General features: G+C 52.8%; 19 protein-coding genes. 12 read left to right on the top strand and 7 right to left on the bottom strand.

Annotated elements, in window-relative coordinates; genetic code table 11:
- The first annotated feature begins 13 nt into the window (after positions 1–13).
- The 3 genes from lysC to CX651_RS20220 all read left to right on the top strand — a co-directional run bounded on the left by lysC (position 14) and on the right by CX651_RS20220 (position 6,535).
- The gene (gene lysC, locus CX651_RS01065) at positions 14–1,381 is read left to right on the top strand and encodes a lysine-sensitive aspartokinase 3 (RefSeq protein ID WP_101052795.1); all 1,368 of its coding nucleotides are present in this window, start codon (positions 14–16) and stop codon (positions 1,379–1,381) included.
- Positions 1,371–2,477: a succinylglutamate desuccinylase/aspartoacylase family protein gene (locus CX651_RS01070; protein WP_101052797.1), complete on the top strand. Its 1,107-nt coding sequence runs from the start codon at positions 1,371–1,373 to the stop codon at positions 2,475–2,477. The genes lysC and CX651_RS01070 overlap by 11 nt, the downstream gene beginning before the upstream one ends.
- Positions 2,478–2,665: 188 nt before the next feature.
- Positions 2,666–6,535: a S8 family serine peptidase gene (locus CX651_RS20220; RefSeq protein ID WP_101052799.1), complete on the top strand. Its 3,870-nt coding sequence runs from the start codon at positions 2,666–2,668 to the stop codon at positions 6,533–6,535.
- A 155-nt stretch (positions 6,536–6,690) separates the two neighbouring features.
- Here CX651_RS20220 and asnC read toward each other — a convergent pair whose 3' ends face one another.
- The gene (asnC, locus tag CX651_RS01080; protein ID WP_025888669.1) at positions 6,691–7,152 is read right to left on the bottom strand and encodes a transcriptional regulator AsnC; all 462 of its coding nucleotides are present in this window, start codon (positions 7,150–7,152) and stop codon (positions 6,691–6,693) included.
- Positions 7,153–7,260: 108 nt separating this feature from the next.
- Complete coding sequence (gene rluA / locus CX651_RS01085) at positions 7,261–7,938, bottom strand: bifunctional tRNA pseudouridine(32) synthase/23S rRNA pseudouridine(746) synthase RluA (protein WP_101052801.1); 678 nt, start codon at positions 7,936–7,938, stop codon at positions 7,261–7,263.
- 208 nt (positions 7,939–8,146) lie between these two features.
- Here rluA and CX651_RS01090 point away from each other — a divergent pair, with 208 nt between their 5' ends.
- Positions 8,147–10,255: a winged helix-turn-helix domain-containing protein gene (locus CX651_RS01090; protein WP_101052803.1), complete on the top strand. Its 2,109-nt coding sequence runs from the start codon at positions 8,147–8,149 to the stop codon at positions 10,253–10,255.
- Positions 10,256–10,439: 184 nt separating this feature from the next.
- Positions 10,440–10,631 carry a hypothetical protein gene (locus CX651_RS01095; protein WP_039035056.1) on the top strand — a complete coding sequence of 64 codons (192 nt, stop codon included), beginning with the start codon at positions 10,440–10,442 and terminating at the stop codon, positions 10,629–10,631.
- Positions 10,632–10,835: 204 nt separating this feature from the next.
- On the opposite strand, the gene CX651_RS01100 is transcribed toward CX651_RS01095, so the two are convergent.
- The 3 genes from CX651_RS01100 to CX651_RS01110 are packed head-to-tail and all read right to left on the bottom strand — an operon-like array spanning position 10,836 to position 12,085.
- Positions 10,836–11,126, bottom strand: coding sequence for a hypothetical protein (locus CX651_RS01100; RefSeq protein ID WP_101052805.1), 291 nt, complete (start codon positions 11,124–11,126; stop codon positions 10,836–10,838).
- Positions 11,127–11,159: 33 nt separating this feature from the next.
- Positions 11,160–11,678: a class I SAM-dependent methyltransferase gene (locus tag CX651_RS01105; RefSeq protein WP_101052807.1), complete on the bottom strand. Its 519-nt coding sequence runs from the start codon at positions 11,676–11,678 to the stop codon at positions 11,160–11,162.
- Entirely contained in the window at positions 11,675–12,085 is a 411-nt protein-coding gene (locus CX651_RS01110) for a hypothetical protein (protein ID WP_101052809.1), read from the bottom strand. Before CX651_RS01110 ends, CX651_RS01105 begins: the two co-directional genes overlap by 4 nt.
- 397 nt (positions 12,086–12,482) lie before the next feature.
- Here CX651_RS01110 and fccA point away from each other — a divergent pair, with 397 nt between their 5' ends.
- From fccA to CX651_RS01125, 3 genes are all read left to right on the top strand, one after another.
- Positions 12,483–14,267 (top strand): fumarate reductase flavoprotein subunit FccA, encoded by a 1,785-nt coding sequence (gene fccA, locus CX651_RS01115; RefSeq protein ID WP_101052811.1) that lies wholly within the window; start codon positions 12,483–12,485, stop codon positions 14,265–14,267.
- 196 nt (positions 14,268–14,463) lie between these two features.
- Complete coding sequence (locus tag CX651_RS01120) at positions 14,464–15,453, top strand: 2-hydroxyacid dehydrogenase (RefSeq protein ID WP_101052813.1); 990 nt, start codon at positions 14,464–14,466, stop codon at positions 15,451–15,453.
- A gap of 182 nt (positions 15,454–15,635) precedes the next feature.
- Entirely contained in the window at positions 15,636–16,373 is a 738-nt protein-coding gene (locus CX651_RS01125; protein WP_025888680.1) for a dienelactone hydrolase family protein, read from the top strand.
- On the opposite strand, the gene CX651_RS01130 is transcribed toward CX651_RS01125, so the two are convergent.
- On the bottom strand, positions 16,370–16,915 hold the full coding sequence (locus CX651_RS01130; RefSeq protein WP_039035050.1) for a mechanosensitive ion channel family protein: 546 nt from the start codon (positions 16,913–16,915) through the stop codon (positions 16,370–16,372). The genes CX651_RS01125 and CX651_RS01130 overlap by 4 nt on opposite strands.
- Positions 16,916–17,008: 93 nt before the next feature.
- Between CX651_RS01130 and CX651_RS01135 the strand changes: the two genes are divergently transcribed.
- The 4 genes from CX651_RS01135 (at position 17,009) to ahpF (ending at position 21,803) form a co-directional block, all read left to right on the top strand.
- The gene (locus CX651_RS01135; RefSeq protein WP_101052815.1) at positions 17,009–17,752 is read left to right on the top strand and encodes a spermidine synthase; all 744 of its coding nucleotides are present in this window, start codon (positions 17,009–17,011) and stop codon (positions 17,750–17,752) included.
- An 89-nt stretch (positions 17,753–17,841) separates the two neighbouring features.
- On the top strand, positions 17,842–19,380 hold the full coding sequence (locus CX651_RS01140; RefSeq protein WP_101052817.1) for a leucyl aminopeptidase: 1,539 nt from the start codon (positions 17,842–17,844) through the stop codon (positions 19,378–19,380).
- Positions 19,381–19,569: 189 nt separating this feature from the next.
- On the top strand, positions 19,570–20,139 hold the full coding sequence (ahpC, locus tag CX651_RS01145; protein ID WP_028779456.1) for an alkyl hydroperoxide reductase subunit C: 570 nt from the start codon (positions 19,570–19,572) through the stop codon (positions 20,137–20,139).
- A 104-nt stretch (positions 20,140–20,243) separates the two neighbouring features.
- On the top strand, positions 20,244–21,803 hold the full coding sequence (gene ahpF, locus CX651_RS01150; RefSeq protein WP_071238453.1) for an alkyl hydroperoxide reductase subunit F: 1,560 nt from the start codon (positions 20,244–20,246) through the stop codon (positions 21,801–21,803).
- A gap of 74 nt (positions 21,804–21,877) precedes the next feature.
- Here the strand turns inward: ahpF and CX651_RS01155 are convergent, their stop codons facing one another.
- On the bottom strand, positions 21,878–22,078 hold the full coding sequence (locus CX651_RS01155) for a cytoplasmic protein (RefSeq protein ID WP_101052819.1): 201 nt from the start codon (positions 22,076–22,078) through the stop codon (positions 21,878–21,880).
- Positions 22,079–22,097: the final 19 nt, after the last annotated feature.

Here is a 22,097-nt window from a genome sequence, read left to right on the forward strand (position 1 = left end):
GGGGAATGCGCTGATGTCTCTTGTTGTTGCCAAGTTTGGCGGTACCTCAGTTGCCGATTATCAGGCGATGAATCGCTGTGCCGACATAGTGCTTGCAAATTCAGCCACCCGTTTGGTTGTGGTGAGTGCATCCAGTGGTGTAACCAATCTGTTGGTGGAGCTATCTCAGGCAGACATGGGAGATGAGCGTCGTCTCAAACTACTGAAAGATATTGCCACCATTCAATATGCAATTCTGGACAAACTTGGCAGACCTGCCGATGTTGCCGCAGCGCTGGATGCTTTGCTCAGCCGCATGGCAACGCTCAGTGCCAAGCTGTTGCAGGCGCCGAGTCATGCTATGGTGGATGAGATCCTGTCCCTTGGTGAGCAATGCTCTTCAGCGCTGTTTGCCGCGGTTTTGAGAGAACGCGGTGCCAAGGCCAGCGCCTTTGATGTGCGTCAGGTGATGCGTACTGATAGCCATTTCGGTAAGGCCGAACCACAAATCGCCGAGCTAAAGCGACTGGCGACAGAGAAATTAAAACCCTTGCTTGAGCAGCAACTGCTGGTGACCCAGGGCTTTATCGGCGCCGATGCCGATGGCCGAACCACTACACTTGGACGTGGCGGCAGTGATTATTCCGCGGCTCTGTTGGCAGAAGCTTTGGAAGCCGATGCGGTCGAGATCTGGACCGATGTAGAAGGAATTTACACCACAGATCCCAGACTGGCTCCCAACGCCAGGCCTATCGCAGAAATCAGTTTTAACGAGGCGGCAGAGATGGCCACCTTTGGTGCCAAGGTGCTGCACCCTGCCACCATCTTGCCGGCGGTGCGTCAACAGATCCAGGTGTTTGTCGGCTCCAGTCGGGCACCGGAAAAAGGCGGTACCTGGATCCGTCACCAAGTGGAAGATGAGCCGGTATTCAGGGCTGTTGCGGTGAGACGAGATCAGACTCTGCTTAACTTGCACAGTTTGCAGATGTTGCATGCCCAAGGCTTTTTGGCAGAGACCTTTGCTGTGTTGGCGCGGCACAAGATCAGTGTTGACCTCATTACCACCTCAGAGGTGAATGTGTCGCTGACCCTGGATAAAACGGGCTCAGATTCGGCCGGCAAGGGGCTTCTGACCGAAGCACTGCTGCAAGAGTTATCGCAGAACTGCCGTGTGCGGGTGGAAGACAAGCTGGCTCTGGTGGCCATCATAGGCAACAAGATAGCCACTACCGCCGGGATCTGTCGCCGGGTATTTGAAGTGCTTGAACCCCATAATGTCCGAATGATCTGTCAGGGTGCCAGTCCGCACAATCTTTGTGTCTTGGTGTCGGAAGCCGAAGCCGGTGATGTGGTAGCCGCTTTGCATCGCAACCTGTTTGAAGGTGCTCAGGATGCAGCTTGAACACCTGCCGGTTGGGGAGCTGGCCGCAGGTCAGCCTCTGACCATACCCGTTTATCGCTTCAAAGGCACCAGTCATAAGGCACCCAGCGTCTATATTCAGGCTAATGTGCATGGCGCCGAGGTGCAGGGCAATGCGGTGATTTTGCAGCTGCTGCAGTACTTCAGAGATTATCCGCCTCTGGGAGATATCACCCTGGTGCCTCTGGCCAACCCCTTGGGGATTAACCAGAAAAGCGGTGAGTTTACCTTGGGCCGTTTCGATCCCATCACAGGTATTAACTGGAACCGAGCTTATCTGGATCAGGCCGTCCAGCTGGATGATTGGTATCTACAGCACAGTGAGTTGCCGGAGCAAGCACTGTTTGACGCTTTTCGTCAGCTTCTCATTGCCAACTGTGAACAGGCATTGGCCAATCCTTGGGGAGTGACGACCGGCCAGAGATTGGCACTCAATCTGCAGAAACTGGCGCACAGTGCTGACATAGTGCTGGATCTGCACACTGGTCCCAAGTCCTGTAAACACCTCTATTGCCCCGAGTATGAGCTGTCCGCTGCAGGTTACTTTCATATTCCCTACACCTTGGTGATGCCCAAAGGCTTTGGCGGCGCCATGGATGAAGCGGCCTTCAATCCCTGGTGGCAACTTAGCGACTATGCCAAGAGTCGCGGGCGAGAGCTGAAAGTCGCAGTATCGGCCTTTACCTTGGAGCTTGGCAGTCAGGAGCGTATCGATCTTGCCGATGCCAGTCGCGATGCCGAAGGGATATTAAGTTATCTGAGCTATAGAGAGGTGATAGCCCAGAGCGTACAACCCGAGGTGATGCCGCGTTTTGCTTGTTTGCTGAAAGACTATCGAAAGTTTCATGCACCTATGGCCGGTATGGTGGAATATCTGGCCAAGCCGGGGGTGCCTTTGTCCGCCGGCGCGCCTCTGGTCAATATGCTCAGGCTCGACCGAGTCGATGCCGGTACTGAAGTCACCAGGCTCTCGCTTAATGAGGATGTGATCCCCGTGCTACATTTTGCCTCGGCGTCTGTGCACCAGGGAACTGAGCTCTACAAGGTGATGACCAACTACTTTACTCTTTTTGATTAAGTTAAATCCCGGTGTGAACTTGATTTTAACGTCTACTATTCTGTAAATGGCTGATAAATTGTAATTTTTTGTGTATTTGTTTTTAATTTGTATCTGTCGATGTTACAAGTGTTGGGCGCCCTTGTTTTTAGGGTGTTTTAAAACGGAAGCATAAAACAACAATAAACAGTCTTAATGGGAGTAGACAATTGAAGAGTCAAGTTGCAATAGCTGTATCAGCAGCACTGTTATCCATGTCATGCCATACCCAAGCCGCGCCGTTGAGCGTATCAGATCCATTTATTTCTTCGGATCTGCTTAGTGCGTCAAGCGGCCGCAAAGGGCAACAGCAAGGGGTGGGGCAACATAAGTTTGTCAAAGAGCCTGGACTTGCTGAGGGGAAATACACTTATATAGTGCGCTTGAAAGATCCCTCTGTGGCGAATTATGCCGGTGGTATTGCCGGGCTTGAAGCCACCAGTCCACAGAGAAGCCAAGGGCTGGCGTCTCAAAAGTCTCCCAAGCTGAATACCGCCAGTGTGGCGGTGAAGTCCTACGTGAAGTATTTGAATGCCAAGCAACAGAACTTTTTAATGAGTGCCGCGGCACAAGGGGTTCAGTTACAGGCTAAGGCCAGGTATCACTATGCCTTTAATGGTCTGGCGGTCACCATGGATCAGCAGCAGGCAGAAGCCCTATCCAAGCTACCCGAAGTGGCTTTCATTGAGCGGGAAAGCCTCTATTCAATGGATACCGACAGCAGCCAGAGCATGATAGGTTCTCCCAAAGTGTGGGACGGCAGTGCTACAGGGACTCGGGCTATGGGAGAAGGGGTTATAGTCGGGGTGATCGATTCGGGGATCAACAGTGATCATCCATCCTTTGCCGACATTGGGGGAGATGGTTATGACCATACCAATCCCTGGGGACAAGGTGTTTACGTTGGTGACTGTGCGGTAGAGTTCTCTGACATGTGTAACGATAAGCTAATCGGAGTCAGAAGTTATCCAGAGATTACCGATAGTTATGATGATGAGGAGGTCTTTGGTCCAACGCCTCCTGCCAAGAATGGTGAGGATTATGGTGGTCATGGTTCTCACACTGCCGGTACTGCAGCGGGCAATATCCTTAAGAATGTCCCCTATGTTGCCGGTGAAGTCGGTGAAGCTCGGGGGGATGGCATAGAGACCGGTCTCGAGTTTACACAAATATCCGGGGTAGCTCCCCATGCCAATATTGTCGCCTATCAGATCTGCCGTCCGGGCAACAATGGCGATAGATACTCAGGTTGCCCCACATCGGCGATTCTCAAGGCTTTGGATGATGCTATTGCCGACGGAGTGGATGTGATCAACTATTCCATCAGCGGCGGTGGTTTCCCTTGGGCAAGTTCTACTGAAATGAGCTTCCTGGCAGCCCGTAATGCCGGCATCTTCTCTGCCGTATCGGCCGGGAATACTTCTGCATCGGTTGGCCAAGTTCCCTTTTCTTCACCCAAGAATGCGCCTTGGTATACCTCAGTTGCGGCATCAACCCACAACCGGGAAGTGCGCTCCACTCTGGAGTTCAACGGTGACCTGCTGGATTACACTCAGGGAACCGGGCCGGTAATGACTGCAGACATCAGCGCACCTTTGGTGTATGCCGGTGACTTGGCAGCTGATAATTTCGAAGGTTGCAACGCCTTTGCCGCCGATGCGTTCAAGGAGCAGTTGGCGTTGATTAAGCGCGGCGGCTGTAATTTCGCCGACAAAGTCAATAATGCCAAAGATGCGGGAGCAGTAGGGGTTATCGTCTTTAACAAAGACGGTGAAGGCAACGTTAGAAGCAAGATGTCCGGACTTGGCAACACCAGTATCCCCTCTGTTTTCATCGGCAATATTGACGGTTTGGCCGTCGTGGATGCGCTGGCGGCTACGCCAGGCTTGGTGGCCAAAATCAATGCCACTCCATCGGCCGTTGAGCGTCAGACCGATGTGTTGGGAAGTTTCTCTCTACTTGGACCAAACCGTTACTTAGATGTGATTGCGCCTTCGATTTCAGCACCGGGTGTGGATATCTATGCCGCTTATGCTGATGAGCAGTATGGCCATGAAGTAACAGGGACAGATCCTGCCGATTATACTCTGATGTCCGGTACTTCTATGTCCAGTCCTCATGTGGCGGGCGCCGGGGCGCTGCTGAAGTCGGCTCATCCTGAGTGGACGCCGGATAATATCCGTTCAGCCTTGATGCTGACGGCAACAACAGCCAGTGCTATGACCAAAGCCGATGGCAAGACTACCGCGGATCCGTTTGATGTGGGTGCCGGCCGGATCCGGGTTGATTTGGCCGCCAAGACAGGGCTTATCATGGATGAGTTGGCGGACAATTATGAGTTTGCCAATCCAGAACTCGGTGGTGATCCCAGACGTTTGAATCTTCCCAGCATGTCTACTAGCCGATGTGTTAACAGTTGCAGTTGGACTCGAAAAGTCACGGCTACCAAAGACGGCGTATGGAGCGCTGCCGGGGTGGCGACGACTGAAGGGCTGAAAATAACTGTTTCGCCTGAAAACTTTACTCTGACCAAGGGGCAGTCGCAGCTGGTGACTGTCACTGCCGATATCACAGGAGTGAACTCAAGTGATTGGGCGTTTGGTAACCTGCTGTTGACCTCGAGTAACCACCCTGATGCGGCCATGCCTGTGGCGGTTAAAGCTGCCCGTGACAATTTGCCGGACAGTTTAACCATCAGAGCGGGACGAGATGCCGACGAGCTGACTTTCAGCGAGCTGAAATCGCTGGATATGACTGGACTGGATGCAGAAGTATCTGTCTTGGCTCTGGCCGACAGTTTTGAAGGCGTGCTGAAGCAAGATTCGAATGTTGGTAGCTTCCTGGACGACATTACCGATGGTGTCGCCTTCGTCGCCTACAGGGTTGAAGAGGGGGCAAAGCTATTCAATACCACTATTACTGCCACCAATTCCCCGGATTTGGATCTCTATGTGGCGATAGACAGAGATAGTGACGGGTCGTTGGATGCCCTTGTCGGCCAATCGGCCAGAGCCGGTTCTGATGAATCTGTCAGTATCAGTAATCCAGAAGTCGGTGACTATTATATTTTTGTGCAAAACTATGAGGCCTCGGCCGCCAATGCCGAAGATCCCTTCACCTTGAAAACCTCTGTGGTAGAGGCCGGTCCGGCTCAGGACAACTTTACTCTGACCAAGACGGGTGACAATGAGGACTTCTCACTGAAATTTGCCTGGAAGGATAATTTTGACGCCAGCGACCTGGGTTATGCCGTAGTAACTCTGACGTCCAGTGATACCAATGTCGCTGCCAAGAACCTGCCGGTTGCTTTCAGCCGAGTCGTTGATGATGTGCAGATGCCTGAGGCCAGTATACTCAGTGGTGAGATGACCCCTGGGCTGCCAGTAACCATGACTGTAACTATCGCTGCCAATACTTCCCCAGAGGCTCGGGAGTATCAAATCAAGGCCATGGTGCCGGAAGGACATGAAGTCACAGCTATCAGCGACAAAGGGGAACTGGCTCAAGGAGTATTGAGTTGGACTCATGTGATGCAAACTGGTGAACCGGCCAAGACACTGAGTTTCAAGTTTATCCCGCGTAAACAGGGGCTGGGTAATAAGCTGATACTGAGCAATACCGTTGTCAATGATACCGCCGAGGTATTGACTCAGGAGTATCTGTTTGATGTCAAAGAAGGTGCTCCAGTTATTAAAGTTAATGCACCCGACCGAGTGGCAGAGCGTAATAGCTTTGTTATCGATGCATCTGCCTCGGCCGATCCCAATGGTGATTCGGTCAGCTATCATTGGACTCAGATCGCCGGTGCGCCGCTGAAGTTTGACAGCTCGGCGGCCAAGCTGGATCTGACAGCGCCTGAAGTGGGTGGTTCTGGCGATTTGCTGACTTTCAATCTGAAGGTGAGTGACTCCAAGGGTAACAGCACTACGGAAACGGTCAGCATAGTGGTGTTTGACTGGGAGCATGACAGTGGTGGTTCGCTGGGGTGGTTGTCACTGTTGTTGCTGCCTTTGGGGTGGCTGCGCAGAAAATCGAGCTAAGGAAGGTGCGAAACAAGTCTTATGTGTGCTCTGCGTTGGCTTACAGGCCTGGACGCAAGGCGTGGTTCGCAGCAAATGGCCATAGTCCTTTACTCCTTTCCTAAGTCTTAAACTGAAAAAGGCTGCCAATTTGGCAGCCTTTTCTTTATCTGTTGTCAGGGTTTTACCGCCCTGACAATTGGGTTCTGCAGGCTTATCAGGGTTTCGGTGGACTGAATTTCGTCTATCGACTGGATGCGGTTAATCAATACGTGCTGCAGGGCATCGATGGACTGACACATCACTTTGACAAACACACTGTAGTTGCCTGTGGTGTAGTAGGCCTCGACTACTTCTTCCAGCTCATTGAGCTTGGAGATGGCGGCGGGATAGTCACCGGCACTTTTGAGATTGATGCCGATAAAACAGCAGACATCATAGCCCAGAGCTTTGGGGTTTACCGTTATTTGGGCCCCGGTGATAATACCTGCCTGTTTCATCTTTTCTACCCTGACATGAATCGTGCCTGCGCTGACGCTGAAGCGTTTGGCCAGCTCGGCAAAAGGAGTTCGTGCATCCTGCATCAGGGCTTCCAGGATCTGATTGTCCAGTTGATCTCTTTGAAATGATGTATCCACAGCATCACGCCTAAATTGCTTATAATCAGGCATGAATTTACGTGTTTTATTGTAAAATTGCCAGTCTTAAGGCGACTTTTGGCTTAACATCTAGGGTGATGTTAGTCGCTATTGCCCGCCTTCGGGCTCGAGAAAAGGCACAGGTGCACTGAAGCTCATGGGGTCACCCGAGTAGGGGTGCTTGATGCTGAGGCTGGCGGCATGCAGCAGCAATCTGGGAGCCAATCTTTTTGCCCAGGAGTCGGCGTAGAAACCATCGCCCAGAATGGGATGACCCAATGCCATCATATGCACCCTGAGTTGGTGTGAGCGTCCTGTGATGGGGATCAGCTTGACCAGAGTTGAATAACGCCCCTTGCTGATCACCTCATAATGAGTCAATGACGGCTTACCCACTTGATGGTCAACTTTCTGTCTGGGCCTGTTGGGCCAGTCGCAGATGAGTGGCAGTTCTATACTGCCTTGAGTGGCCTTGATATAACCGGCGACTCTGGCGTAGTAACTCTTTTGGGTTTCCCTGTCTCGAAACTGGCGTTTCAGTTCACGCTCGGCACTGCGCCTCAGTGCCAATAAGAGCACGCCCGAGGTGGCCATGTCGAGGCGGTGAACCACTTGTGCCTGCGGATGTTCGGCCAACACTCTGGCATAAGCGCTGTCGTGATGGGCCGGATCTCGTCCGGGAACCGAGAGCAGTCCCGAAGGTTTATTGATGACTATGATGTCCTTGTCCTGGTAAAGAATATCCAGCCAAGGCTCGGTTGGTGGATTGTAGACAAAATCTGACATGTCATGGCCTCAATGAAAATGGACGGCAAAGATAACCGCGGCTGCAGGTAGATGCAAGCTCTTGGGCGTTGTTACACCCAGGTCCGTAAGCCAACGCAGAGTATCATGGAACTTGTCCCTATCTTCCCTGGGTTAATTTGAGTGCTTTACTTCTCTTTTACAACCGCGGCAATTAGTATCTTAGTGTTTGAATTGGAAATGGATTGGTATGGGAAGGCGCTCAGGTTACCTGTTGGAAGATTGGTTGGTTGACCCTCAGATGAGTACGCTGAGCCGCGAAGAGGCTCAAGTACGGCTCGAGCTCAGGGTGATGCAGGTATTGCTGTGCCTTATCCATCATGCCAACACCCTGGTGACCCGAGAGATGTTGATCCAGGAGGTTTGGCACGGCGGTATTATCACGGATAACGCCATCAACCGCATTATCGGTTTGCTGCGTCAGTATTTGCAGGATAATCCCAGAGAGCCACGTTTTATCAAGACAGTGCCCAAGCAGGGCTATGTGTTGATAGCGAAAGTACGCGAGACGACACTCGACGACGATTCGCCGGACAATCCTCTACCAATAACACAGTTAGACGCCGAGACTGAGCAAAAGATAGCAGCAGGCGGCAGCAAGTGGGGCTATTTGGGCGGCGCCTTCGGCGTGCTGGCGGCGGGTATTGCCAGTTGGCTCTATCTGGCTCCTGCCCAGGAAAACCCCCAGCTTGAGTTGACAGATGTGGCCATCCGGCGTTTGACTCCACTGACTTCGCTCAATGGTCAGGAGGTGGACCCCAGCCTGTCCCCCGATGGCAGCATGCTGGCATTTTCCTATCGGGAACTGAACGCCGATAAGTGGCATATTGAGCTGATGTCGCTCGGCGACAGAGTCATCAAAACCATTCCTGTTGTGGATGATTACAGTCTGCGCTACCCGGCCTGGCGCCACGATGGCAAGGCCTTGGCTTATTTGGCATTCAGTGAGACTCAGGGCTGCCGTATCATGGTGACAGAGCTGACGGAAGAAGGGATGCGAAGCCGCATAGTCAGCCAGTGCCATCAGACAACACAGTCGACCAGCATCGCCTGGAGTCCCTCGAACCGCTCGCTGTTTTATGTGGATGCCGAAGGGGTCGAAGGTTTCAAGCGCGTTTTTCTGCTCAGTCTCAGCGACGGCCGGCGCCAGCAATTGAGTCAACCTCATGTGGTGGGACGCGGCGACTATGCACTGGCCTTGTCTCCCGACGGTCACAGTCTGGCGGTGCTGCGTAGTATCAACTGGTTCGACACTCAGATCTTGCTGTTCGATATCGAATCCGGTGATTGGCAAAACCTGCAGCGTGTGGGGTATCCACTGCGCAGTATTGCCTGGGATAAAGGCGGCAACGCCTTGGTATACCGAGGAGAGGAGGGGCAACTTCACCGTTTGCAACTCAAACCCCGTAAGTTAACCCGACTGACGAGCGTGTTGCAGGAAATCAATTCTCCCTCGGCCAATAGTGCCGGACGCATGGCGGCGGTTGTCGGCGAACTGTTTGAAGAGGAGATCTGGTTCTGGTCCTCGCCCTTTGATGAGGCTTCCAAGCCGCAGCGCTTTGTGGCGTCCAGTCGCCGTGATACCGCCGGTACCTTGCGCCACGATGGCAAGGAGTTGATCTTTGTTTCCAATCGCAGCGGCTTGCCACAATTATGGCGTCGGGACGAACAGGGCACGGAGAAACAACTGAGTCGCCTGAGCACTTTTTCTCATATAGATGAACTCAGTTATTCAGCCGATGACAAGCTGGTGGCCGGTAGTCTCAACCAACAGGTGTTTGTCTTTAACCCTGAAAACGGTGAACTCAAGTTTTTCCCTCAGCTGGGCAATGTCCGTAATGTCAGTTGGGGGCGCAGTAGCAATGAACTGCTGGCAGCCGTCAGTGTCGATGGTCGCTGGCAGATAAACAGCCTGATGTTAGACAGTGGCGAGCAGCAGCCTTTGTTGACAGATGGCTTTTCTGCCAAGTACGCCGCCGACGGTACTCTTTATTTTACCCGCCTGTACAAGAAAGGGATTTGGCGTCTGAAGCAGGGCGTCGAAGAACTCTTTTATGACCAGTATACTCCTCACTTCGGTAGCAGTTGGCAACTGGCTGCCGAGGCACTTTGGTTGTTGCGGCCCAACGACAATGCTATGGGCATTCTCAAGATAGATCTCCATACGGGCAAGAGAGAAGGACGTGACATTCCGATGGAGAAAGTTTCCCCAAGATTGCTGTCGGTGACAGATGACGGCCAGATCTCGCTGGCGTTATTGGGGCCCGCCAATACAGATATAGTCGAAGTAATTAACTGATTTATAAGACATCACCTTTCCATCACTTTTTCATTATGGTGCTTTTCTCTGTCTGAGATAGCTTTAGGGGCAAGCTTGATTGCCTGACTTTTAAAGTGCTTGGTTTTTACTCTGAGTACCAGGCAAAAAGGTCGAAGCAATCTCGGGCGCAGCTTGCGCCCACCCCTTCCCAGCAGGAGAAAAGATGATGAAAAGTTTGAATCAGTTTGTGAAAAATGCGATTGGATTTGCATTGCTTTCTACTCTGTTTGCTTTACCGCTACTGCTGGCGTCGACACCCACCAAGGGCAAGGATGAAGTCAATACGCCATCTCTGTGTGAGCCGTATCCAGAGTGTGTGATTTACAAGATCCCCGATGAGTCCATCAATCTATAACCGTCAGTGGAGGCCATCATGTTACAGGTAACTCTCTATTTGGTCGGTTCACTGAGCGCTTTTGTATTGGTGTACTACCTGTTTTTAAACTTGGTTCTTGCGTCCGAAGAATCAAGCTTGCTCGACCCTAAGGACAAATAACTCTCCCTTTCCAAGCCAAAGGGGCACGGTGTAAACCGTGCCCCTTTTTATTCACCAGGAAGCTTAGGAGAAGCTGTGACCGCCCACATGCATGATGCAAAAGGTCCAGACCACAAAAGCCAGAATACCGTGTACCAAAGCGTAGAAAGCCTGATCCAGGCGACGTAAGCCGGCTGCTTGCCAGATAAGGTGCAGGTGCAGCCCAAGCACCAGAGGGAACAGTAACAACAAGGGATAAAGGGCGAATGGGCTGGAATCTCCCAGCAGAGGCCGGGTCAACAGTGACCAGAGCACCATAAAGGCGGTGATCAACGGGGGCAGGGCAAGCCGATACTGCTCGGGATAGGGAAACATTGCAGGTCCTTGATACAGCTGAATGGAGGCGGATCAGCGGACGGCTCTGGCAATCAATTGTGCCTTGGCTTGCAGCATTCCCGTTTCTCCGCCGGGCATATGGCCTTCAAAGTAATGTAAAGTCTCGAATTTGGCAAATCTGTGTTCTAGCTCACCTTCATTCAATAAAAAGTCCGGGTTGCTGGGACGGCCGAACTTGGCCTGTTCTCGAGTAAAGGTTTCGTAAAACAGCAAGCCTCCTGGCTTGAGTTGTTTGGCAATCCAGGGCAGCGAAGGGCGATGTAGATAGTTGAACACCAATACCACGTCGAAAGGGAGCAGATCGGGCTTTTCACCCTGCTCAAGGTTCCATTCCAGGAATTGGCAGTGAGGAAACTGGCGCCAGAGTTCATCAAAGCTCTCGGGGTTACGGTCGATGAAGGTGACCTCGGCCCCCTGTTTGGCAAACCAATAGCCATTGCGCCCTGAGCCGCAGGCCAGGTCCAGCACCCTGAGCTCAGGTGTTATCTCTGGGTGTCGGTCAAAGGCTGTGATCAGTTCTGCGGTCTTCATCCCTTGATCTCCTTGCGACTGTCGATTCTGCGTCTGTGAACTATAGAGTAATGCCGCAAGCCCGCGGGCCCGTGTGACACTATGACCGAAAGTAAAACCACAGTCACAAGCAACTCGCTCTTGTAGGCTGCCAGGGGGATAAACAACAGGAGCAACAGCAGCTTCACCAGGGTCAATACCCCTTTCAGTTGAATAAGCCAGCGCCAATCCCGGACTATCTCCCACAGCATCAGGCAACTGCCGCTGGCCATGGCCATTATCCAGTAGAGTTGCCAGCTTTCTCTGGGGACAGATAGCAAAATACCGCCACCGGCACCGACTATTCCCAAAATGTGCAGGGCTCTGAGGCTGGTCTTACAAAGGCGTTGCAGCCAAAACTGCTTTTCAGACATCTGTGTTTTAGTCATGGCGATGATATCTGTGATCCAGAATACAAATTTTCCGTTAGCTTAGCAGCATTCGCCAATTGGCGACTATGCTTGATCCTGTATTTGTCGAGTCTTCTCACATGGAAATACAGAACCTCAAAACGTTAACCTCGTCAGCTATACGGTACGCTGACCGTGATTTGTATCAATATGTGACCGGCTAACCTGCAAAAGTGCACAGAAATGCAGATAGCTGTCTGCAACAGGAAATTTTTTGTGACTCAGTTAAATATATGCCTAAAGGGGTAGTGATATCTTCTGCCGTGGGAGATATGACGTGCTACAGCCTTGGTAATTGGTATAAAAAACTAAAAAGCACTGTAGTACGAAATAGCTATATATGAGTATGTGAAATAATATGGTGGAGGAACACTCTATGTTCACGGGAGCACTTAAAAAAACAGCACTGGCTGCTCTGATTTCCGGCATGATGGCCGGTACAGCTTATGCCGGCGCAGATGTATTGGCGGATTTTCATGGTGAGATGGGCGGTTGCGATACTTGCCACGTTTCCGAGAAAGGTCCAACCGATGACAACCTGACCCATGAGAACGCGCAATGCGTTAGCTGCCACGGTGATCTGAATGAGATTGCTGCCGGTGAAAAAGATCTGAAGATTTCTCCACACAAGTCTCACCTTATCGGTGAAATCGCTTGTACTTCTTGCCACATAGGCCATGAAAAATCAGTGGCATACTGTGACGCTTGCCATAGCTTCGGCTTCGATATGCCATTCGGCGGTAAGTGGGAGCGTAAGTTCGTTCCTATCGACGTGCAGAAAGATGCTCAAGACAAAGCCATCGCAGCTGGTCCTCGTGAAACCACTGACGTGGTTATCATAGGTTCTGGTGGTGCCGGTCTGGCCGCTGCAGTATCTGCCCGCGACAACGGTGCCAAAGTGATTCTGTTGGAAAAAGAACCTGTTGCTGGTGGTAACACCAAGCTGGCTGCCGGTGGTATGAACGCTGCTGAAACCAAGCCTCAAGCGGCTCTGGGCATTAAAGACAAGAAAGAGATCATGATTGAGGACACCATGAAAGGTGGCCGTAACATCAACGATCCTGAGCTGGTTAAAGTACTGGCCAATAACTCTTCCGACTCTATCGACTGGTTGACCGCTATGGGCGCCGACATGAATGACGTAGGTCGTATGGGTGGTGCCAGTGTAAACCGTAGCCACCGTCCAACTGGTGGTGCCGGTGTGGGTGCTCACGTAGCTCAGGTTCTGTGGGACAACGCTGTTAAGCGCGGTACCGATATCCGTCTGAACAGCCGCGTTGTTCGCGTACTGAAAGATGATTCAGGTAAAGTGACCGGCGTTCTGGTTGAAGGTAAGTACACTGGTTACTATGTGATCAAGGCTGATGCCGTGGTTATGGCTACCGGTGGTTTTGCCAGAAACAACGACCGCGTTGCCAAGTACGATCCTAAACTGAAAGGCTTTGCTGCTACCAACCACCCAGGTGCAACCGGTGACGGTCTGGATGTTGCCATGCAAGCCGGTGCTGATACCCGCGATCTGGAATGGGTACAGGCTCACCCAACTCTGTCTCCACGTGGTGGTGTGATGGTAACTGAAGCCGTACGTGGTAACGGTGCTATCCTGGTTAACCGCGAAGGTGACCGTTTCGTCAACGAAATCACTACTCGTGACAAGGCTTCTGCAGCCATCCTGAAACAGAAAGGTGCCAGCGCCTTCTTGGTATTCGATGACTCAGTTCGTAAGAGCTTGAAGAAGATTGAAAACTATGTCCACCTGGGCATTGTTGACGAAGGTAAGACTCCTGAAGAACTGGCCAAGAAGATTGGTGTTCCAGGTGCCGAGCTGGCCAAGACTATCGCTACCTACAACGGTTTCGTGAAATCTGGCAAAGACACTCAATTCGAGCGTCCTAACCTGCCTCGTGAATTGGGTACTGCTCCTTACTATGCCATCGAAGTTAAGCCAGCTGTACACCACAGCATGGGTGGCGTGAAGATCGATACCAAGACTGAGGTTAAAGCCAAAGACGGTCATCTGATCCAAGGTATGTATGCTGCCGGTGAAGCCACTGGTGGTGTTCACGGTGCCAACCGTCTGGGTGGTAACGCTATCTCTGATATCGTAACCTTCGGTCGTATCGCCGGTGCTGAAGCTGCCAAGTACGCTAAAGAGCACTAGGCCAAGCTAATTCTCCGATAGCACGGAGTCGGGGCGTTTGAGCCCCTATAAAAAAGCGGACTGTCAGGAGTCCGCTTTTTTCTTTTTATTGCGCTGCATCATGTTTCCGGTGAGATTGTCTGTGCCAGGCAAAGACAAGTTTAGGTAATTCACTTACACTTTTAGCTACCATTCCAATTACCGGGTCATAAACAGCATGAAGATAGGTTTTTTCAGCGCCAAGCGTTACGACATGCAGCATTTCAACCGTACCAACGAGGCCTTCGGGGCGCAAATTGAGTACTTTGATGTGCGCCTATGCATGCAAACAGTGAAACTGGCTTACGGATTCGAAGTGATCTGCGCCTTCGTCAACGATGAACTCAATGACGATGTGTTGACAGAATTGGCTGCCAACGGCACCCGGATTATCGCCATGCGTTGCGCCGGCTTTAATAATGTCGACCTGGATGCGGCCAAACGTCTGGGAATGAATGTTGTCAATGTCCCTGCTTATTCTCCCGAGTCTGTGGCCGAGCATACGGTCGCCCTGATATTGACCCTGAACCGCAAGATCCATAAGGCGTATCAACGCACCCGGGATGCCAACTTCTCTCTCGAAGGGTTAGTGGGTTTCAACATGTTCGGTAAGACTGTGGGCGTGGTCGGCACAGGGAAAATCGGTATCGCTACCATCAAGGTCTTGCTGGGCTTTGGCTGCAAAGTATTGGCGTTTGACCCTTATCCCAACCCGCAAGTAGAGGCGCTGGGTGCTCGTTATGTCACTCTGGATGAGATGTACCAACAGAGCGATATCATCAGTCTTCATTGCCCGCTGACGGTGGAAAACCGTCATCTGCTCAACGCAGACAGCTTTGCCAAGATGAAGCCGGGGATGATGGTGATTAACACCAGTCGTGGCGGCTTGCTCAACGCCATAGATGCCATGGAAGCGCTCAAGCTCGGACAGATAGGTTCGTTGGGGTTGGATGTGTATGAGAACGAGAAAGAGCTGTTCTTTGAAGATAAGTCCAACGAAGTGATCCAGGACGATGTATTCCGGCGTTTATCGGCTTGCCACAACGTGATCTTTACCGGTCACCAGGCGTTTTTGACCGAAGAGGCCTTGGGCGCCATCGCCCACACCACACTGTCCAATGTGCAGAAACTCCTCAGCGGTGAGCGTTCGGGTAACGAGCTTTTCTAAGGAAGGTGCGAACAAGTCCCATGTGTGCTCTGCGTCGGCTTACAGGCCTGGATGCAAGGCGTGGTTCGTAGCAAATGGCCTTAGTCCTTTGCAAGAATTCCCTAAAGATAAATACTGACACCTGACTCCCCGATTGCTAGATTGAGATAATCGCATCGGGGAGATGCTCATAGGGAGGTGTCATGCTGGTTACACAGAGTCTTCATCAACTGCCGACGGCAAGCGGCAGCATGCAAACCCGGGTCTATCGTCCCGATAGCGAGGGTTGTTTTCCCGCCATCATTTTTTACTCGGAAATCTTTCAGGAAACCGCACCTATAAGCCGCATGGCTTGTATGCTGGCCGGTCACGGCTTTGTGGTATTGGTGCCGGAGATTTTCCACGAGCTCAATCCGCCGGGCACTGTGCTTGGCTATGATGACAGTGGCAAGGACAAAGGCAACAGCGATAAGCTGAGCAAGCCATTGGAAGCCCACGATGATGATACTCAGGCGTTGGTGGATTTTATTCGGGCTCAGCCCTGGAGCCGTGGCCGGATAGGTGCCATGGGCGTCTGCGTTGGCGGTCACCTGGCATTTCGCGCCGCCCTTAACCCCGACATAGCAGCGGCATTTTGTCTCTATGCCACAGATATTCACAGCGGCGCTATCCCGAGTGCGCCGGGGAATGACTCTCTGAGCCGCTGCCGGGATATTCGCGCCGAGTTGGTGATGATCTGGGGCAAGCAGGACCCCCATGTGCCGAGTGAAGGGCGCCGTCTCATCCAGCAAAGGCTGGAGCAATGCCAGACCTTATACAGCTGGCAGGAGCTCAATGCCCAGCACGCCTTTATGAGGGATGGCGATCCCCGTTATGACCCGGCATTGGCGTTGCAGATGTATCAGCAGGCGCTGGCGCTGTTTCAGCGCAGGCTCAATTAATCCTGCTTGGGTAACTGCTCCGGTGTTGTCTCTTGTGCCTGCGGTGCCGAGGCATTGCCGGGTGCCAGCTTCAGCACGGCTTTTTGCAGTATCAGGTTGTTGGGGTAGGTAACAGTATCGCCGTTGTCGCGGCGGATAAGCACGTGGAACAGCCCCACTTCCAACAATACCCCGGTAATATCTTCATCCTTGTCGACGACTTTGATCCGCTCACCGACTTTGTAGGGAAACACAAAAAAGATCAGCACCCCGGCGGTGAGGTTACTCAGTATCGACCACTGGGCCACCAAAGCCACCCCCAGCACGGCAAATGCCGAAGACACGAACAGTGAAACCTCCTGATAGCCGAGTCCCAGAGAAACGGCCATCAACGACAGAGTGACAAAGAACAACAGATAGCTGATAAAGCGGGTCACCAGGCTGGTACGGGCGGCGCTGACCTGTTTCTTGTCCGCCAGGGTTTGCACCGCATTTTTCAGCGCCCGCTGCAGAAAGAAAAACACCCCGAGATAGAGGCAGGCAATCAGAATATTGTGAGTCATATGGCGTATGCTTCTGTGAGAAATAAGGCATTTGCTGGCATACTAGCGACTTTGTCACAGGGGATAAACTCCCCAACCGAGAATTATTCAAGCATGGCAGATTATCGCACCTTAGTGCAGCAACAGGATGAATGGGGCAGCGTCGCTGTCCTCGATGATGGCGACTGTCGGATCTTGGCCTTCGGCGAACATGATGAGCAGAGCAAACTGTTGAAAAAGGCCCCCCATGTGCCGCAGCACACCTATGTGCAGGCCATGCTGCTGGCGCTTTTGTACCTCAAACCCAAGAGCGCCATCATTTTGGGGCTGGGCGGCGGCGCTTTGGTGCATGCGCTGAGGCATTTTGATGCCGCTATCAAGCTTACAGCGGTCGAGTTGCGCCCCCTGGTGCTTGAGTTGGCCAAGAGCCATTTTCAACTGCCACTGTCGAAAAAGCTGAACCTTATCAATCAGGATGCCAATCAGTTTCTGGCCAGTGCCGAGCACAAGAAGGTAGATATTATCTTCGCCGATCTCTACGGCTCTGAAGGCGTGGATGCCGGTCAACTGCGCCAAACCTTTATCGAGCAGAGCTTGGCGCTGCTCAAGAGTGAAGGTTTGCTGGTGCTCAACTGCTGGAAAGAGCACAGTCAGGACAGAGGCCTGCTGGCTCGCCTGCAGCAACATTTCCCCGATGTGCGGGCCTGCCTCACGGGGGGCGGCAACTGGGTAGTGTTTGCCTCAAGGACACCGAAAAACTTTACCAGTGCCGGGCTCAAGCAGGGCGCCGCCGGCTTGTCTGCTGTGCTGGACTGCGATCTAGGCCGCTCTCTCAGTCGCTTCGAACTCTGGCAGTAGGCTAATTTGTAAGGGATTGTTAAGGGCACTAGTCCGTAAAAGCCCTGATGTTATATTTGTCTGCCCCTCAATAATGATAAGCAGTACAAATGAATAAAAACAAAAGATTAGCAGTAAAACTTCTGACCCTATCCTGCCTTATGGGCGCTGGGACGACACAGGCCGAACAGTATGAGTTTGCCACTCAAGTCGCCCCGGCCAACACCTTGGTGATGTTCCAGCATCAGGATGGCACCCTTTACTCGGCCGCCGGATTGCAGGCGGATACCCGCAAACAACTGCAGCGCGCCATTACGGCAGCCAACTTCAAAGGCCAGGAGGGCGAGCTGCTTGAATTGCTGGCCCCCATTGGTACCCAAGCAGATCGCCTGCTGCTGCTCGGGCTTGGGGATGCTGAACTGACGCCGGGGAAGACAGCCTTGCTGGGGGGCAAGCTGTCAAATCACCTGGAAGCCGTCAAACAACCCAAGGTGGCGGTATGGGCCGCTGATATCCCAAATAGCCAGGGGTTTATCGCCGAATTGACCCAGGGGATCTCCCTGGCCAGCTACCGCTATCGTGACTTCACGGCCAAGCCGCGCACCGAAAAACAGTACCATTTTGCGGTCGCCGAGCCCAAGGTAGCTAAGACCAATCACCTCAAGTCGGCAGCGATTGCCGATGGAGTGGCGCTGGCGCGGGATCTGACCAACAAACCGGCCGCCGAACTCTATCCCGAGTCCTTTGCCGATGCGGCCAAGGAACTCAAGCGTCTTGGCGTCAAGGTTAAGGTGTTGGAACCCAAAGACTTGGCCAAACTCAATATGGGCGCGTTGCTGGCCGTGGGCAAAGGCAGCGAGCGAGGCTCAAGACTGGTAGTCGCGCACTGGCAGGGCAGCGAGGATGCTGCGGTTGCGCTGGTGGGTAAGGGGATTACCTTTGACTCAGGCGGCTATAACATCAAGGCGACCGGCACTTCGATTGCGCGGATGAAGTCAGATATGGCCGGCGCCGCCACAGTGTTGGGAACGGTCAAGGCGATGGCCGCCTCCAAGGCGCCGGTTAATCTGGTGGGTATTATGCCGCTGGCGGAAAACATGGTCTCGGGTCGTGCAATGATCCCGGGGGATGTGATCAAGACTGCCCAGGGGCTGACGGTTGAAGTCCTCAATACCGACGCTGAAGGACGCCTGGTGCTGGCCGACGGTCTTTGGTATGCCCGCGAGCAATACCAACCACAAGTGATAGTGGATGTGGCGACCCTCACAGGGTCCAAGGTGCGTGCCCTAGGGGTGGAATATGCCGGCCTGTTCAGTGACTCGGAACCTTTGGTGCAGCAACTGACCTATGCGGGACAGCAGGTGGGGGAAAAGCTGTGGCGCCTGCCGCTGGATCCGGCCTACGGCGAAGAGCTGCATTCCAGCATAGCGGACTTAACCAACACAGGCCGTGAAGGTAGCGCCGGGGCTTCTTCGGCGGCGATGTTTCTCAAGCGTTTTGCCGGTGATCAACCCTGGGCTCATCTGGACATTGCCGGTAATGCCCTGGTCAGGAGCGACACTCAACTGGCTCCGGCCGGTGCTACCGGTTATGGTGTACGCCTGCTGAGCCATTGGTTGGAACAGCATAAGTTCAGCGAGAACCAATAGATCAATAACTTGCCCGGGAGCGAAGGGTAATCGCTTTTTTCGCTCCCGACACTAGTTCCTCTGAAAAACCGATTAAGGCAACAGCTTTTATCCGTTATCTTATTTTAAACCCTTTGGTTAATATGACTTCCATCGAGGGGCAACAATGAAGTTGACCCGGACAATTCAAACTGAAAATGGGAGCATACAATGACTCAGTCAATCATCAACTCTGTAATCAAACCCTTTAAAGCTACCGCCTTCCACAAAGGTGAATTCGTTGAGCTGACCGAACAGGATCTGCTGGGCAAGTGGTCTGTAGTTTTCTTCTATCCAGCCGACTTTACCTTCGTTTGCCCAACTGAACTGGGTGATATGGCTGACCACTACGAAAAACTGCAAGCCATGGGCGTTGAAGTTTACTCTGTGTCTACCGACAAGCACTTCACTCACAAGGCATGGCACGATACTTCCGACACCATCAATAAGATCCAATTCCCAATGATAGGTGACCCAACCGGTGAAATCAGCCGTAACTTCGGCGTGCTGGTTGAGGAAGACGGTGTTGCCCTGCGCGGTACTTTCGTCAGCAACCCTGAAGGTGAAATCAAAGTCGCTGAAATCCATGACCTGGGTATCGGACGTAGCGCCAGCGAGTTGGTTCGTAAGATCCAAGCTGCTCAATATGTTGCCACTCACGACGGCGAAGTTTGCCCTGCCAAGTGGCAGCCAGGCGACGAAACTCTGGCTCCTTCTCTGGACCTGGTTGGCAAAATCTAAACTGCCAGTCTGACCCAGAAGGCTCCGAACCTCCCCCTGCAAGGGTTCGGAGCCTCTTTCCCCGCACTGTTTCTGTTTTCCTTTAGTCTGATTCTGGAGTCATCATGTTGGATGCGAATCTGAAAAATCAACTGCAAACCTATCTGCAGAACCTCAAGCAACCAGTTGAACTTGTCGTATCTGCAGATGAAAGCCCAAAGTCCAAAGAGCTGTTGGCTCTGGCACAGGATATTGCCTCGCTCTCTTCCCTGGTCAGTGTGACCGAGCAGTCACTGTCCCGTACCCCGGCGATGCAGGTTACCTCAATCAAGGGTTCTGACATACGCTTTGCCGGTTTGCCCATGGGGCACGAATTTACCTCACTTGTGCTGGCTCTGCTGCACACAGGTGGGCATCCCATCAAGCTGGAGGCCGAGCTGATCGAGCAGATCCGCAGCCTGCCAGGGGAATATCATTTTGAAACTTTTGTTTCTCTGAGCTGCCAGAACTGCCCGGATGTGGTGCAGGCGCTCAATATGATGGCGGCGATCAACCCGCGGATCAGCAATACCATGATAGATGGTGCCCTGTTCCAGGATGAGGTTGAGCAGCGCAACATCATGGCCGTGCCTTCGGTTTATCTGAACGGCGAGCCTTTCTCTGCCGGCCGCATCAGCCTGAAAGAGATACTCAGTAAATTGGATACCAATGCCTCTGCCCGCCAGGCCGAGAGCCTTAACCAGCGTAAGCCCTACGAAGTACTGGTGGTTGGCGCCGGGCCTGCAGGTGCATCAGCCGCCATCTATGCCGCCCGTAAGGGACTGCGCACTGGGCTGTTGGCCGACAAGTTCGGTGGTCAGGTCAGCGAAACCGTAGGCATTGAAAACTTTATTTCGGTCAAGGCGACTGAAGGCCCCAAGTTGGTGGCAAATCTGGAAGAGCATGTTCGCGACTATGAAGTGGATGTGATGGATAACCAGAAGGCGGTTCGTCTTGGCAGCAATGGTCTCTATGAAGTAGAACTGGAAAATGGTGCCGTACTCAAGAGCCGTACTGTCCTGTTGGCTACAGGGGCTCGCTGGCGGGAAATGAATGTCCCCGGTGAGCAGGAATATCGCGGCCGCGGTGTGGCTTATTGCCCTCACTGTGATGGCCCGCTGTTCAAGGGTAAACGGGTTGCGGTGATCGGCGGTGGTAACTCGGGTATCGAGGCGGCTATCGATCTGGCCAACATAGTCGAGCATGTGACTGTACTCGAGTTTGACAGCAAATTGCGCGCCGATGACGTGCTGCAGCGCAAGGCTAAATCTATGGGTAACATCACCATCATCACCCAGGCGCAAACGACTGAAGTCCTTGGTGATGGCAGTCGGGTTATCGGGCTCAACTACACAGACAGAGCCAGTGGCGAGCAGCATAATATTGCGCTGGCAGGTATCTTTGTGCAGATAGGTCTGGTGCCCAACACTGAATGGCTGCGCGGTACTGTGGAGTTGACTCCGCGCGGTGAGATCATTGTCGATGAACGCGGTCAGACTTCACTGCCTGGGGTGTTTGCCGCCGGTGACGTGACCAACTCGGCATATAAGCAGATCATCATCGCCATGGGTAGCGGTGCAACCGCTTCTCTGGGAGCCTTTGACTACCTGATCCGCCATTCAGAGGATGAATCGGCAGCGGCTTGATGGGCAATAGTCCAGCACAATAAAAAACCGGCGTTGCCGGTTTTTTTGATTTTATCGCCAGGACCTTGGGAAGATCAGGCTGTGGTATTGATATTGTGGCCTATGTTACCAACCGGGCCGGCAGGTTCTTGTGCCGGTGTGGCGGCTTGAATAAGTTGCAGCGCGATTTCGCCTTCGGCTTCTTGTTGCTGCTTGGCCAGTTGCGCGACTTTAACACCGACAGCGCCGGTATCCATATTGACCGGCAGTGGCTGGGAGTTGAGAGAAACTGTCATGGCTTTCCTCTGGGTTAAT

The organism is Shewanella chilikensis (assembly GCF_002836945.1).
GTDB classification, from domain to species: Bacteria; Pseudomonadota; Gammaproteobacteria; order Enterobacterales; family Shewanellaceae; genus Shewanella; species Shewanella chilikensis.